This window comes from Bradyrhizobium sp. USDA 4341, from assembly GCF_054063755.1.
In genome coordinates this window covers 6,458,387-6,472,835 of the sequence record NZ_JBSSGO010000002.1, presented here as the reverse complement: position 1 = coordinate 6,472,835, position 14,449 = coordinate 6,458,387, and the positions used below count along the sequence as shown (strand labels likewise).

At 65.8% G+C, this 14,449-nt stretch carries 11 protein-coding genes and 1 pseudogene; 10 read left to right on the top strand and 2 right to left on the bottom strand.

Features of this window, described 5'->3' with window-relative positions; all coding sequences use genetic code 11:
• Window positions 1–7 precede the first annotated feature (7 nt).
• From ACVIGB_RS36640 to ACVIGB_RS36620, 5 genes are all read left to right on the top strand, one after another.
• Window positions 8–841, top strand: a complete 834-nt coding sequence (locus ACVIGB_RS36640; RefSeq protein WP_456719019.1) for an alpha/beta hydrolase — start codon at window positions 8–10, stop codon at window positions 839–841.
• A 68-nt stretch (window positions 842–909) separates the two neighbouring features.
• Entirely contained in the window at window positions 910–2,427 is a 1,518-nt protein-coding gene (locus ACVIGB_RS36635; protein WP_456719020.1) for an acyl-CoA synthetase, read from the top strand.
• Between the two features lie 105 nt (window positions 2,428–2,532).
• Complete coding sequence (locus ACVIGB_RS36630; RefSeq protein WP_456719021.1) at window positions 2,533–3,618, top strand: DUF2855 family protein; 1,086 nt, start codon at window positions 2,533–2,535, stop codon at window positions 3,616–3,618.
• 112 nt (window positions 3,619–3,730) lie between these two features.
• Window positions 3,731–5,518 (top strand): flavin-containing monooxygenase, encoded by a 1,788-nt coding sequence (locus ACVIGB_RS36625; RefSeq protein WP_456719022.1) that lies wholly within the window; start codon window positions 3,731–3,733, stop codon window positions 5,516–5,518.
• 125 nt (window positions 5,519–5,643) lie between these two features.
• Window positions 5,644–6,618, top strand: a complete 975-nt coding sequence (locus ACVIGB_RS36620; protein ID WP_456719023.1) for a peptidyl-alpha-hydroxyglycine alpha-amidating lyase family protein — start codon at window positions 5,644–5,646, stop codon at window positions 6,616–6,618.
• Between the two features lie 152 nt (window positions 6,619–6,770).
• On the opposite strand, the gene ACVIGB_RS36615 is transcribed toward ACVIGB_RS36620, so the two are convergent.
• The gene (locus ACVIGB_RS36615) at window positions 6,771–8,531 is read right to left on the bottom strand and encodes a chloride channel protein (RefSeq protein ID WP_456719024.1); all 1,761 of its coding nucleotides are present in this window, start codon (window positions 8,529–8,531) and stop codon (window positions 6,771–6,773) included.
• A 192-nt stretch (window positions 8,532–8,723) separates the two neighbouring features.
• Between ACVIGB_RS36615 and ACVIGB_RS36610 the strand changes: the two genes are divergently transcribed.
• A complete protein-coding gene (locus ACVIGB_RS36610) occupies window positions 8,724–9,281 on the top strand; it encodes an HNH endonuclease (RefSeq protein WP_092123236.1) in 558 nt (185 codons plus the stop codon).
• 68 nt (window positions 9,282–9,349) lie between these two features.
• Here the strand turns inward: ACVIGB_RS36610 and ACVIGB_RS36605 are convergent, their stop codons facing one another.
• A complete protein-coding gene (locus ACVIGB_RS36605; RefSeq protein ID WP_456719025.1) occupies window positions 9,350–10,585 on the bottom strand; it encodes an MFS transporter in 1,236 nt (411 codons plus the stop codon).
• A gap of 90 nt (window positions 10,586–10,675) precedes the next feature.
• On the opposite strand from ACVIGB_RS36605, the gene ACVIGB_RS36600 reads away from it, so the two are divergent.
• The 4 genes and pseudogenes from ACVIGB_RS36600 to ACVIGB_RS36585 all read left to right on the top strand — a co-directional run bounded on the left by ACVIGB_RS36600 (window position 10,676) and on the right by ACVIGB_RS36585 (window position 14,300).
• Window positions 10,676–11,179, top strand: coding sequence for a MarR family winged helix-turn-helix transcriptional regulator (locus tag ACVIGB_RS36600; RefSeq protein WP_092123232.1), 504 nt, complete (start codon window positions 10,676–10,678; stop codon window positions 11,177–11,179).
• 2 nt (window positions 11,180–11,181) lie between these two features.
• Window positions 11,182–13,234: pseudogene (locus ACVIGB_RS36595) on the top strand (FUSC family protein).
• A complete protein-coding gene (locus tag ACVIGB_RS36590) occupies window positions 13,231–13,437 on the top strand; it encodes a DUF1656 domain-containing protein (protein ID WP_456719027.1) in 207 nt (68 codons plus the stop codon). The pseudogene ACVIGB_RS36595 and the gene ACVIGB_RS36590 overlap by 4 nt, the downstream one beginning before the upstream one ends.
• Entirely contained in the window at window positions 13,434–14,300 is an 867-nt protein-coding gene (locus tag ACVIGB_RS36585) for an efflux RND transporter periplasmic adaptor subunit (RefSeq protein WP_456719028.1), read from the top strand. Before ACVIGB_RS36590 ends, ACVIGB_RS36585 begins: the two co-directional genes overlap by 4 nt.
• Window positions 14,301–14,449: the final 149 nt, after the last annotated feature.

The following is a 14,449-nucleotide window of genomic DNA, read 5'->3' as shown; positions in this document are numbered from 1 at the left end:
GCGCAGGATGAAGCGTCTGCTGACATTGATCCTTCTCGCCCTGCTCACGACGATGTCCAGCATGGCACGGGCCGGCGACGGCCCGTGGGGCACGTTCGAGAAGAACACGCTCAATCCGGGCGAGATGTCGCAGGCGACGCCGGCGGATTTCGGCCTCGCCTTCGAGCGCGTCGCAATACCGAGCCACGATCGCCGGCTCGACGGCTTCCTGGTGCGTGCAGCCGCATCCTGCCAGGCGGCGCCGGCGTTGCTGGTCTTTCACGGCCGTGGCGAAACCGTCGCCGATTGGATCGCGGTGCAGAAACTCCTGCACGACAAATGCGTCTCTTCGCTCGTGTTCGACTATTCCGGACACGGCCGAAGCAGCCCTCCCGGAACGATCGACAACATCAACGATGACAGCGTCGCGGCGCTCGACGCCTTTTTGAAGCTATTTCCGGCCGGCGGACGGCGCTGCCTGCTCAGCCACTCCCTCGGCGGCGGTCCACTGCTATACGCGGCAACGCATGGCGACACCAAACCGGACTGCATCATCGTCGCAAGCCCGTTCTCGTCGCTGCGCGACATTGCCATTCGGGGCGGCGCGCCCGAGCAGGCCATGATCAAGCTGCCGGACGTCTGGAACAATGTCGACGCGGCGAGCCATTTGTCGATCCCCCTGCTTTGGGTTCACAGTCGATCGGACAAGACGATCCCTGTCGATCTCGGCCAACGGGTCTATGATGCCAAGCAGGGAACGAAGGCCTCCGACGTGATCGACGGATTTGATCACAACGCGATCTACAAGGAGATTCCTGACGCGATCTGGTCACCGATCATCGCGTTTGCGAAGAGCAAATGAGCGGCGCGGGCCGGAAAACTGATAAGATCGAACACCGGCTGGACGATCGCGAGGAAACGGAACGGAATATGATCATCAGCGGCGACAGACAGATCAGCTACGGCGACATTCACGCCCGCATCGCGCGGGCGGCGACCGGCTTCCGCGCGCTCGGCGTTCGGGGCGGCAAGCCGGTCGGCATGATGCTGCGCAACGATTTCGCGCTGTTCGAGGTGGTCGCGGCCGCAGCCGCGCTCGGCAGCCCGGTGGTGCCGATCAACTGGCATCTGAAGGCCGACGAGGTCGCCTACATCCTGTCCGACAGCGGGGCCGACACGCTGGTCTGCCACGCCGATCTGCTGCCGCAGATCCGCGACGGGCTGCCGCCGGGGATCACGCTGCTGGTGGTGACGACGCCGCCGGAGATCGCCGCGGCCTATGGCGTGGCGCCGGCGTCCACGCACGTGCCCGACGGCACGACCGATTGGGATATCTGGCGTGAGACGCATCAACCGCTGACCGACGCGCCGATCGGCGCAGCGCCGATGTTCTACACGTCCGGCACCACGGGACTGCCGAAGGGCGTCAAGCGCAAGCCGATGCCATCGGAGCAGCAGGCGGCGGCCACGCGCGTCGGCGCCATCACCTACGGCGTCAAGCCGAATGAGGATCAGGTGATCCTGATGAACGGCCCGATGTATCATTCGGCGCCGCACTCCTATGGCATGCTCGCATTCCGCAATGGCTGCGTGATCGTGCTCGAACCGCGCTTCGATCCCGAAGATCTGCTGCAGTTGATCGAGCGCCACCATGTCACCCACATGCATATGGTGCCGACCATGTTCGTGCGGCTGCTGCGCCTGCCGGAAGAGACGCGACGCCGCTACGATCTGTCGTCGCTGCGCTTCATCGTGCATGGCGCGGCGCCCTGCCCGGTCGACGTCAAGCGCGCGATGATCGAGTGGTGGGGACCGGTCATCAACGAATATCTCGGCTCCACCGAGACCGGCATCCCGGTCTGGCATTCGTCCGCCGAGGCGCTGGCCAAGCCCGGCACCGTCGGCCGCGCCATCGAGGGCGGCATCGTCAAGATCTTCCGGCCCGACGGCACGCAATGCGACGTCGGTGAACCCGGCGAGATCTTCATGCGTCAGACGTTGATCTCGGACTTCGACTATCACGGTAATGCCAAGGCACGCGCCGAGGCCGATCACGACGGCCTGATCAGCGTCGGCGACGTCGGCTATCTCGACGCGGACGGCTATCTGTTCCTGTGCGATCGCAAGCGCGACATGGTGATCTCGGGCGGCGTCAACATCTATCCCGCCGAAATCGAGAATGCCCTGATCGGCATGGCAGGCGTCCGCGACTGCGCGGTATTCGGCGTTCCCGACGACGAATATGGCGAGCGGCTGTTCGCCTGCGTCGAGCCGGAAGCGGGCAGCACGCCGTCGGTCGCGGCGATCCAGGATTTCCTGCGGGGCAAGCTCGCCAATTTCAAGGTGCCGAGGGACATCCGCTTCATGGACGCGCTGCCGCGCGAAGCCACCGGCAAGATATTCAAGCGCAAGCTGCGCGACCTCTACCGCGAAGGACAGCTTCGCTGAACGGGGTGACGGTGAAGCCGAACGGCGTTTGAAACTTAGTTGCTGTTGCAAAAGGCCGGCGATCGACGCAACGATGCCGGCGCATCGGAAGCCGGGATCATCGCCATGAACTCCACTGACTTCATCGTCATCCGCAACGACCTGCAGCAATGCAAGGTGATCGAGACGCAGCTGCCCGACGCCGCGACGCTGCCGGCCGACGCGCTGCTGGTGAAAGTGACCCGCTTCGCCTTCACCGCCAACAACATCACCTACGCCGTGATCGGCGAGCAGCTGAAGTACTGGCACCTGTTTCCGGCGCCTGACGGCTACGGCATCATCCCGGTGTGGGGCTTTGGCGAGGTGCTAGCCTCGAAGAATCCCGCCGTCGCGGCCGGCGAAACGCTGTTCGGCTATTTCCCGATGGCGACCCATCTGGTGATCGAGGCGGCCGATGTCAGCAAGCGCGGCTTGCGCGACGGCGCCGTGCACCGGCAGGAGGTCTCGCCGGTCTACAACGCCTATGCCCGCGTCTCCGGCGATCCGACCTACGCCGGCCGGCAGGGCGATTTCCGCGCGCTGCTGCTGCCGCTGTTCATGCTCTCGTTCCTGGTCGACGACTTCCTGGCCGAGAATGCGTTCTACGGCGCACGTCGCGTCATCCTGTCATCGGCCTCGAGCAAGACCGCGTTCGGGCTCGCCCATCTCCTGCACAAACGCGGTATCCGGGTGACCGGGCTGACCTCGAAGGGCAATGTCGATTTCGTCACCTCACTCGGCTGCTATGACGACGTCGTCACCTATGACCAGGTCACCGCGATCCCGGCGGCCGAGCCCACAGCCTATGTCGATATGGCCGGCAACAGTGCGCTGCGCGAGACCCTGCACCGGCACTTCGGCGCGCAGATGGTCTATTCCGGCCGGGTCGGGCTCACGCATCGCGCGAGCGAGCCGGACGAGCCGACGCTGCCCGGCGCCAAGCCGGTGTGGTTCTTCGCCCCGGACCAGATCCGCAAGCGCGCCAAGGAATGGGGTCCCGGCGGCATCGACCAGCGTTTCGGCGCCGCATGGACGGAGCTCGTGCCGCATCTGCCCAGCTGGCTCGATGTCGTCGAGCGGCGCGGCCCGGCCGCGGTGCGCGAGGCCTATCTCGATACCCTGCAGGGCCGCGTTCCGCCGGATCAAGGCCTGATCCTGTCGCTGGCCGAATAGGCGATATCCCGTCGCGCCCTTTCTGCGGCCTCGCCAATGGGTATAGGCTTGCGGGCAAGGGAACGCCGCCAAGAAAACGTCACCAAGGGCGGCCGATGACGAGAAACGCTCAATGCTCGACAAGACGGACGATATTTCGGTCGCCGCCGACAATTGGCTGGTGCAGTTCGAGGATGCGCTGGCGGGCCCCGACGATGTGCTGCTGAAGCCGCTTTTCCATCCCGAGAGCTACTGGCGCGACGTGCTGGCGCTGAGCTGGAACATCCAGACCGTCAACCGCGCCTTTGCAATCATCGAGGACCTGCCGGCGCATGCGCGTCGCAGCGCGCCGCACGATTTCCGCATCGATGCCGACCGCGCGCCGCCCCGCCGGGTGATGCGCGCCGGCACGAGCGCGATCGAGGCGATCTTCAAGTTCGAAACCGCTACTGGCCGCGGCCACGGCATCGTGCGGCTGATCCCTGACGCCGCCGACGGCGATCGGCTGAAGGCCTGGACGCTGCTGACGGCGCTGGAGGAACTGAAGGGATTCGAGGAGCAGCAGGGACACACAAGGCCGCGTGGACAAGCCTATTCCCGCGACTTCCGCGGCCCCAACTGGCTCGACCTGCGCAAGGCATCCGCCGAATACGCCGACCGCGATCCCGATGTGCTGGTGGTCGGCGGCGGACAGGCCGGGCTTGCGATCGCCGCCCGTCTGCAACAGCTCAAGATCGACGCGCTGATCGTCGACCGCGAGGCGCGCGTCGGCAACAATTGGCGCAAGCGCTACCATGCACTGACCCTGCACAACCAGGTGCAGGTCAATCATTTGCCCTACATGCCGTTCCCACCGAACTGGCCGACCTACATCCCGAAGGACAAGCTCGCCAACTGGTTCGAATCCTATGTCGATGCCATGGAGCTGAACTTCTGGACCGGAACGGAATTCGTCGGCGGCAGCTACGACGACGCACAGGGACGCTGGACCATCGAGCTGCGCCGCGCCGACGGCACAACGCGGAAACTGCAGCCGCGCCATGTCGTGATGGCGACCGGCGTCAGCGGCATTCCGAGCGTGCCTGATATCCCCGGCTTGAAGACGTTCTCCGGCAGGGTGCTGCATTCGAGCGGCTATGAAGACGGCGAACATTGGGCCGGCAAGCGGGCGCTGGTGATCGGCACCGGCAACAGCGGCCACGACATCGCGCAGGATCTGCACTCCTCCGGCGCTGAGGTGACGCTGGTGCAGCGCTCCTCGACCCTGATCACCAATATCGAGCCGTCGGCGCAGCTTGCCTATGCCGCCTACAATGAAGGCTCGCTCGAGGACAATGATCTGATCGCGACCTCGATCCCGCTCGCGCTCGCAAAGCGCAGCCACGTGCTGATGACCGAGCAGTCGAAGGAGCTCGACAAGCCGTTGCTCGACGGCCTTGCGCGCAAGGGCTTCAAGCTCGATTTCGGCGACGGCGGTACCGGCTGGCAGTTCAAGTACCTGACCCGCGGCGGCGGCTATTACTTCAACGTCGGCTGCTCCGATCTCGTCGCGAACGGCGCGATTGCCCTGAAGCAGTTTGCCGACATCGAGACCTTCGTGAGCCAAGGCGCGCGGCTGAAGAGCGGCGAGACGGTTGCCGCCGACCTGATCGTGCTCGCGACCGGGTACCGGCCGCAGGAAGAGCTGGTGAAGAAACTGTTCGGCGAGGCGATGGCCGCGCGCGTCGGCCCGATCTGGGGCTTTGGCGACGGCCAGGAGCTGCGCAACATGTACACCCGCACGCCGCAGCCCGGCCTGTGGTTCATCGCCGGCAGCCTCGCGCAATGCCGCATCAACTCGCGCTATCTCGCGCTGCAAATCAAGGCGATCGAGGAAGGCCTGTTGCCGCGCGACGTCGGGCCGTTGGCAACGCTAATGTAGTCAGCCGTCATTCCGGGGCGCGCGTAGCGCGAACCCGGAATCCATTGGGCCACAATCTCTGCGGACGAATGGATTCCGGGCCTGCGCTTCGCGCATCCCGGAATGACGAAAAGGGGGAGACCACGATGCCAACCATCCTCGGCACCGGCGAGCACCGCTATCGCGTGGTGGAGAACTTCGCAAAACTCCCCGACGGCTGGAGCCTGACGGATGTCGCCTCCGTCGCGGTCGACAGCAAGGACCGTGTCTATGTCTTCAACCGCGGCGAACATCCGATGGTGGTGCTCGACCGCGAGGGGAGCTTCATCCGGAGCTGGGGCGAAGGCGTATTCTCCCGCGCGCACGGCCTGCATATCGACGCCGACGATAATCTCTATTGCACCGACGACGGCGACCATACCGTGCGCAAATGCTCTGTTGACGGCAAGGTGCTGCTGACGATCGGCATACCGAACAAGCCGGCACCGTTCATGAGCGGCGAGCCGTTCCATCGCTGCACCCATACGGCGCTGTCCCCGAAGGGCGAGATCTATGTCTCCGACGGCTACGGCAATGCCTGCGTCCACAAATACACGCCGGATGGAAAGCTGATCAAAACCTGGGGCGAGCCCGGCACCGATCCCGGGCAGTTCAACATCGTGCACAACATCGCGACCGACGCCGATGGCTGGGTCTACGTCGCCGACCGCGAGAACCACCGCGTCCAGGTGTTCGACGGCAACGGCAAATACGAGACGCAGTGGAACAATTTGCACCGGCCCTGCGCGCTATGCTGCGGCGGCGGCAAGCAGCCGAACTTCGTGATCGGCGAGCTCGGTCCCGGCATGGCCGTCAACCGCAAGGTGCCCAATCTCGGCCCGCGGCTATCGATCGTCGATGGCACCGGCAAGCGCATCGCCCGGCTCGGCGGCGAGCATGGCCCCGGCGTCGAAACCGGCAAGTTCCTGGCGCCGCACGGCATCGCGCTGGACTCGCGCGGCGACATCTATGTCGGCGAAGTCGGCGTCACCGACTGGAAGACCAGCTTTCCGGACACCGAGATGCCGGCCGCCGTGCGGGTGACACGGTGCTTGCAGAAGCTGGAGCGGGTGACGGTGTAGCGCCGGCCCCCTATTTATCTCCGTCATGCTGAGGAGCGCGGAACGCGCGTCTCGAAGCATCGACGGCCCCGCTGCCGCAGCTCGGCCGTGCATCTTTCGAGGCTCGCAAGAGCTCGCGCCTCAGGATGACGGGTCGAAAGCGCCCGCCGCAATCAAATCTCGCCGATCACCTCGCGGCGGCGCTGCTCGGATTCTTCCGCATAGCGCCGCATCGCGTGCGCTTCGGTGAGCAGGCCGATCGGCCGCCGGTCGCCGTCGTCCTCGACCACCGCGAGCGATTCCGCTTCGGCGGCGTCGAACACCGCGATCGCCTCCTGCACATTCATGGCGGGATGCAGCACCACGTCGGCGTAGCGCAGGATGGCCGCAAGCCCCTTGTCGGCCTCGAGATCGGGCGCGTGCGCTTCCGCGACCAGCGCGAGCCCGGCATAACGCCCCTCGCCGTCGACCGCGACGACCTGGGTCTTCGAGCCTGGCGGGAATTCCTCGCGAAACGCCTCGATCGGCATCGCGGCGTTCACCGTCGTCATGTCCTGCCGCATCATCTTGCCGACCGTGAGATCGCGGATCCAGCCGATATCGGCGGCGCTGCGGATGGTCTCGCCGCGCAGATGCAACCGCCAGGTCGCGAACGAATAGCCGAACAACTCGCGCGTGATCGTGGTCGAGATGATGACCGCGACCAGCACCGCGGTGGTGAGCCAGAGATTGCCGGTGGATTCCAGCGCGATGAACGACATCGTCAATGGTCCACCGATCACCGAGGCCGACAGCGCGCTCATGCCGATCACCGCATAGGCGTTGGGATCGAGATTGAGCCCCGGCCACACGATGTCGACGCCGGCCGCGAACAGCCGGCCGCCAAGCGCGCCCATGAACAATGTGGCGAAGAACAATCCGCCGCGGAAGCCCGAACCGAGCGAGACGATCGAGGCGACCGCCTTCAGCGCGAACACGGCGGCAATGAAGGTGAGCGGCATCGCCACGATGCCGGCGAAGCGCAGCGCGCCGTGGCCCGACGACATCACCTGCGGCGTCAGCAGCGCCATGGCGCCGACCGCAAGCCCGCCCAGCGCCGGCCGCAGCGGCGGCCAGAGCCGGGTCTTGGCGAGCAGCGTCTCGCACAGCGCCACCCCGCGCATGATCGCAATCCCGGTCAGGGCCGCGACCACGCCGAGCAGCGCGGCGATCGCAAGATCCCGTCCGAGCACGTCGCCGACGGTTCCGACGCCGACGCCGAGCGGCAGCGGCTCGAAGGCATGGGCGACGAAATAGCCGGTCACCGCGGCAACGCCCACCGGGGTCAGGCTCGCCGGCGTATAACCGCCGATCACAAGTTCGAAAGCGTAGAACGCGCCCGCCAGCGGCGCGCTGAAGGCCCCAGCGATTGCCGCCGCCGCGCCGCAGCCGACCATGATTCGCTGGTCGTTGCGGCGGAGATGAAAACCGCGGCCGAGCGAGGCGGCCAGGCCGCTCGAAAGCTGGGTGTAGCCGGCCTCGAGCCCGACCGAGCCGCCGACACCGCTCGACCAGATCGTCTGCAGCGCCACGATCACGCTGCCGCGGAACGACATCCGGCCGCCATAAAGCGCGTTGGCCTCGATCGGGTCGATTTCCCGGGCCGGCCGAACCCTGAGCAGCAGCAGGAACGCTACTCCAAGCACCAGTCCGCCAACCGTGGGAACCACGAGGGCGCGCACGGGATCGATGCTGGGCTGGCTCGACAGCCGATCGCCCAGCGGCAGATTGAACAGCACCGAATGCAGCACCGTGACGAGGCCGCTCATGACCGCCACCACGAGACCGCCGATGGCGCCGATCAGCAGCGCCAGCACCACGAGGCTCGTCTCGTGCGCACGCACGAATGCGCGCAACCGGCGCGGCGCCTCGAGATAGCTTGTGGTCGTGGTCATCGGCAGGGTCCGTCACTGGCCGACAGGGCCTTGCGGCTCCCTTTACGGGCCTCGCGGGCGGGAGGCAATCGGGGCAGGAACATGGCAGGGCATGGCGGATAAGCCGCTCATTGCTCTTCACAATCCCGTCACGCTGCCTGTAGTATGTGAGTGCATGCTGCTTCGCAGCTAATGGGAGATCAGGAGCGTTATTTGAACGCACATGTCTCGCAAGGCGGTTGGCCGGTGCTGGTCTTGAATGCGGACTTCCGGCCGCTGAGTTATTACCCGCTGTCGCTCTGGTCCTGGCAGGACGCGATCAAGGCGGTGTTCCTCGATCGTGTCAACATCGTCGAATATTACGACCGGGCGGTACGAAGTCCTTCCTTCGAAATCCAGTTGCCGAGCGTCGTATCCCTCAAATCCTTCGTCAAGCCAAGCACCCACCCCGCCTTTACCCGGTTCAACGTTTTCCTTCGCGACCGATTCAGCTGCCAATATTGCCTGTCGGGCGACGACCTCACCTTCGATCACATCATTCCGCGCAGCAAGGGTGGCCAGACCACCTGGGAGAACGTCGTCGCCGCCTGCTCGCCGTGCAATCTGCGCAAGGGCAATCTGACGCCGCAACAGGCCAAGATGTTTCCGAGGCAAACGCCCTACGCCCCGACGGTGCATCAACTCCACCGCAACGGCCGGCTGTTCCCGCCGAACTATCTGCACGAGAGCTGGCTCGATTATCTCTACTGGGATACTGAGCTCGATCCGTAGACCGCGCCGTCAGCCGCACCCACCTCGTGCTTCCGAACGAGAGCGCGCATCGGCTTGCTGCCGCGCCGTCAGACCTTCGGTGCGGGCTGTCCCGGCGGGAGGAGTTGCCCGGCCAGGATTGCGCCGAGCATTGCGATCGCCGCCATCACGAGTGTCCAACTGACGTACAGCTGGTGACCAATCAACGCGCCGCTCAGCAGCGGAGCGCAGATATTGGCGCCCGACATCAGCGATTGGTTGAGACCCATGATCATGCCCTGCCGGTTGACCGCGGTGCTGCGCGACAGTTCGGCGGTCAGCGTGCTGCGGGCGAACATCATGCCGACGATGATCAGCGTCAGGAATACGGCAAGCAGACTGATCCGGTCAGCGAACGCAAGTCCGACCAATCCGGCTGCCATGCAGGCGAACGCCGCCAGGACAATGATGCGATCGGACGCGAAGATATTCGCGCGCGTGATCAGGGCACACTGCACGACCATGTTGATGAAACCGGCATAGGCGAACACCGCGCCGAGTTCGCGGGCGCCGAAGGCATGCCCGTTCCAGCTGAACCGCGCCGACAGGAACAGGCCGATCTGCGACAGGAACATCGAATTGACGAAGAAGAACACGATGAGCAGACCGAGCACGCGCCACGCATACCGCGACCCGAGGATCGTGTGCGGCAGCGCCGGCTCGGGCACCCGCTGTTGATAGAGCGGCTCTGCGGCCGGATGATCCGGCGACAGCAGAACGACCGTGGCAACGATGCTGATCAGCGACAACGCTGCGGCAGCCCATACCGGTGCGGTGTCGCCGTAGTGGACAAGGAGGCCCGACAGCGCGGGGCCGACCAATAGGCCGGTCCCGATCGCGCCGCTGGTCATGCCGAGCGCCTGCTTGCGGGCCTGCGGCGCGCTGTGCTCGGCCGCATAGGCGTGCGCCACCGAAATGTTGCCGGACGTCAGCCCGTCGACGATCCGGGCCAGAAACACCAGGGTCAGGTTGCCCGCGACGGCAAGCAGCACGAATCCGACGCAGGTGCCGATCTGGCTGACGAGAAGCACCTTGCGGCGACCGTAGCGGTCGGACAGCGCGCCGACGACCGGGCCGGCGATCAGCCGGCAAAGCGCGTAGATCGAGATCAGCGCGCCGATCACGAATGGCGTCGCGCCAAGCCGCTGCGAGTAGAACGGCAGCAATGGCAGGATGATCCCCAATCCAGTCGCATCCACGGCCACGACGATGAAGGTCGGGACCAGCGCCAGGCTGCTCTCGGCCCGAAATTCTTCGCCAGCTCCCGCCGTGGAGCTCGTGCCCATTGCCGCTTGCTCGATCGCTTTTACGTGATCACCAGGAACGTTCCGGATTATATAGTTGCAGCCTAATAGTTTGTATCCTATCTAATTTGCATGCCTCCTTCGCAATCCCATATCCACGCCGAGATCGGCCGCCTGATCACCAGGCTTGGGCGGATCTGGCGGCGCGAGTCGGATCAGGCGCTGTCCGATCACGGCCTGTCCTACGCGACGGCGATTCCGCTGCTGGTGCTGTCGCGGCAGGGCGAGAACGTCCGCCAGGGAGTACTCGCCGACGAGCTGGGGATCGAGGGGCCTTCGCTGGTGCGGCTGATCGATCTGCTGCAGTCCGAAGGCCTGGTCGAGCGTCGCGAGGACCCGACAGATCGGCGCGCCAAGACACTGCATCTCACCGCGGCCGGCGAAGCCAAGGTCGAGGAGACCAACCGGGTGCTGCGCCGCGTGCGGGCCAGCGTGCTGAAGGATATCGGCAGCGAGGAACTTGCGGTAACCTTCGAGACGCTGCAGCGCATCGAGGCGCGGGCGAGCCGCCTGCAAGACGCCAAGAGCGCTGCAGCCAAGACCGCTACAGCTAAGACCGCTGCAGAGGCGAAATAGTCATGCGCGCGGAAGAGCCGTTCCTGGTCCGCCACGCGGACCTCATCTTCGCGTTGAAGACATTCGCCGCGTCGATGCTGGCGCTTGTCATCGCATTGGCGATCGATCTGCCGCGGCCTTATTGGGCGATGGCGACGGTTTATATCACGTCGCAGCCGCTGGCGGGCGCGACCAGCTCGAAGGCGTTCTTCCGCGTGATCGGCACCCTGGTCGGCGCGAGCATGACGGTCGCCCTGGTGCCGAACCTGATCAATGCGCCGGAGCTGCTGTGCCTCGCGATCGCGCTCTGGGTCGGACTGTGCCTTTATCTGTCGCTGCTCGACGGCACGCCGCGCAGCTATGTCTTCATGCTGGGCGGGTATACCGTCGCACTGATCGGCTTTCCGTCGGTCGCCGACCCGGGCAGCATCTTCGATGTCGCGCTGGCGCGGGTCGAGGAGATCTCGCTCGGCATCATCTGTGCGAGCCTGGTGTCGACCGTGGTGTTTCCGCGCAGCGTCGCGCCGGCGGTCGGCGGCCGCGTCAGGAGCTGGCTGTCGGATGCGCGCCGCCTCTCCCGCGACGTACTGCTTGATCACGGGACCAGCGAGACGCGCCGGGCCCAACGCCTTCGCCTTGCGACCGACATCGTCGAGATCGATACGCTGGCGACCCATGTCGCCTATGACCGGCTGGCCGATGCCGGCACCGCGCGTGGCCTCGGCGAGGTCCGGCTGCGCATGCTGATGCTGTTGCCGATCATCACGTCGATCGAAGACCGGCTCGCCGCACTCGGCGAAGCGGCGCTGCAAAGGCAGCCGGAGCTGCGGCGCCTGATCGGCGATCTCGCCGCTTGGATCGTGGACGAGGATCGCCAGCGGCAATCCGGCAACGAGATCCGCGCTGCGATCGCCGAGCGGCAATCTGCCCTCGACGGCCTCGCGCCGCGCGAGCGCATCATCACGATCAGCCTGCTGCTCCGGCTCCGCGAGCTCGTCGACATCTCGGCCGACTGCCGCGCCATCGGCGATGCGATTGCTGCGGGTAAGGATATCTCCGCCGTCCCGCTGGCATTCCACCCGGAGGCGGGGGCCGCGCCGGTCCGTCATCGCGACCACGGCATGGCGCTCTGGTCCGCCGCGGGGGCGGCGGTCGCCATCCTGATCTGCTGCGGCCTGTGGATTGCGACCGGTTGGGCCGATGGCGCCTCGGCGCCGATGATGGCGGCGGTCGCCTGCTCCTTCTTCGCCGCGCAGGACGAGCCGGCGCGCAGCATCCGGGCCTTCGGCCTGTTTTCGCTGGTCGCGATCGTCGTCGTCGCGATCTATCAGTTCGCGCTGGTGCCGGGCATCTCCCATGTCGAGGTTCTGATCGCCGCGCTGGCGCCGACCTTCCTGCTGTACGGCTTCCTGATCGCGCGGCCCAAAACCGCGCCGATCGGCATGGCGCTCGCCGCCAACACCGCGACGCTGCTGGCGCTGCAATCGACCTACAGCGCCGATTTTGCCAGTTTTGGCCAACACGTCCGTCGCCTTCTTCCTCGGCGTCGTCATCGCCGAGATCGTGACGCGGGTCGCGCGCGGCGTCGGCGCCGAATGGATCGCCAAACGGCTGATGACGTCGGGCTGGCAGACGCTTGCGGTCGCGGCGGAGCGGCGCGGCCACGGCGATCGTGCGCAGTTTGCCGGCCTGATGCTGCATCGGCTCGGCCTGTTGGTGCAGCGCATCGCCTTCATCTCCGAGAGCGACCGCCGCGATGCCGACAGCCTGGTCCAGCTGCGCATCGGGCTCAACATCATCGACCTCAGGCGGGCCCGTTACGGCCTCGCCGCATCGACCGTGCGTGCCATCGACGACATGCTGGACGACCTCGCGGCGGCATTTCGCGCCCATGCGGACGAGGCGATGCCGGCCGAATTGCTGTCATGCATCGATGCGGCGCTGACCGCGGTCGTCAAGGATCCCAATGAGCGCGCGCGGGACGATGCATTGCTCGGCCTCGTCGGCATCCGCCGCGGCCTGTTTCCCGATGCACCTGCGTATCGATCGCAGCCCGAGGAGAGTTTTGCTGCATGAGATATGAGCTCGACATCTACGGTGTCCTGGTCCCGGCGCTGCTGCTGTGGCTGATCGTGGCCTATGCGCTGTGCGCGGGGATCAGCCGGATCATGCAGCGCTTCGGGCTCTACCGGCTGGTCTGGCATCGCGCGCTGTTCAATTTCGCCCTGTACGTATGCCTGCTGGGCATCGTCGTCTATCTTTCGGAGTTTCTGCCATGAAAGGGAATTTCGCCTGGCTCGGCCGGGTTGCGCTGACCGCGATCGCGCTCGTTGCAGCGCTAGCTGTCGGCCGCGCGCTCTGGGTCTACTACATGGAGTCGCCATGGACTCGCGATGGCAGGGTCCGCGCCGACGTGGTGCAGGTTGCTCCCGATGTCTCCGGCTTCGTCACCGACGTGCTGGTCAAGGACAATCAGCAGGTGCATCGCGGCGATATTCTGTTCCGGATCGATCGCGCACGCTTTGCCCTGGCGTTGCAGCAGGCCGACGCTGCGGTCGCCGGCCATCGCGCGACGCTGGATCAGGCCGACGCCGACCTCAAGCGCTACAGCGCGCTGACCACCGATGCGGTGTCGCAGCAGAAGCAGGAGCAGGTCCTGGCCACCCAGCTCCAGGCCAAGGCCGCCTATGACCAGGCGGTCGCCGATCGCGCGGTCGCCCAGCTCAACCTCGATCGCAGCGAGGTCCACGCGTCGGTGAACGGCACCATCACCAATATGGAGCTGCGGCCCGGCGCCTACGTCACCGCGGGCAAGGGCGTGATGGCGCTGGTCGACAGCGATACGCTGCATGTCGAAGGTTATTTCGAGGAGACCAAGCTCGCGCGCATTCGCGTCGGCGACAAGGCGCAGGTCCGGTTGATGGGCGAGCCGGTTCGGCTCACCGGACATGTCGAGAGCATTGCGGCCGGCATCGCGGACCGCGACCGCACGGACGGCGCGAACCTGCTCGCAAACGTCAATCCGACCTTCAGCTGGGTGCGGCTCGCGCAACGCGTCCCCGTGCGCATCACGCTGGACCGGTTGCCGGACCGCATCGCGCTGGTCGCCGGCCGTTCGGCGACGGTCGAGATCATGGACTAGGCCGTGTACCCATAAACCCGGCGGCGTGATTTGACTAAAGCAATGTCTGCCTTGCCCCTATAGCGACCGACTTCGTGCGGCAGCGCAATATGTCGCGATGGGCCAATAGGCGACATCGCGGATGGGCAATCCTTTCAACTTGTTGTAGT

Coding starts and splice junctions, on each gene's coding strand:
- ACVIGB_RS36600 (WP_092123232.1), top strand. CDS start 10,676: ATGCCTCCTTCGCAATCCCATATCCACGCCGAGATCGGCCGCCTGATC.
- ACVIGB_RS36635 (WP_456719020.1), top strand. CDS start 910: ATGATCATCAGCGGCGACAGACAGATCAGCTACGGCGACATTCACGCC.
- ACVIGB_RS36585 (WP_456719028.1), top strand. CDS start 13,434: ATGAAAGGGAATTTCGCCTGGCTCGGCCGGGTTGCGCTGACCGCGATC.
- ACVIGB_RS36590 (WP_456719027.1), top strand. CDS start 13,231: ATGAGATATGAGCTCGACATCTACGGTGTCCTGGTCCCGGCGCTGCTG.
- ACVIGB_RS36605 (WP_456719025.1), bottom strand. CDS start 10,585: ATGGGCACGAGCTCCACGGCGGGAGCTGGCGAAGAATTTCGGGCCGAG.
- ACVIGB_RS36630 (WP_456719021.1), top strand. CDS start 2,533: ATGAACTCCACTGACTTCATCGTCATCCGCAACGACCTGCAGCAATGC.
- ACVIGB_RS36615 (WP_456719024.1), bottom strand. CDS start 8,531: ATGACCACGACCACAAGCTATCTCGAGGCGCCGCGCCGGTTGCGCGCA.
- ACVIGB_RS36625 (WP_456719022.1), top strand. CDS start 3,731: ATGCTCGACAAGACGGACGATATTTCGGTCGCCGCCGACAATTGGCTG.
- ACVIGB_RS36640 (WP_456719019.1), top strand. CDS start 8: ATGAAGCGTCTGCTGACATTGATCCTTCTCGCCCTGCTCACGACGATG.
- ACVIGB_RS36620 (WP_456719023.1), top strand. CDS start 5,644: ATGCCAACCATCCTCGGCACCGGCGAGCACCGCTATCGCGTGGTGGAG.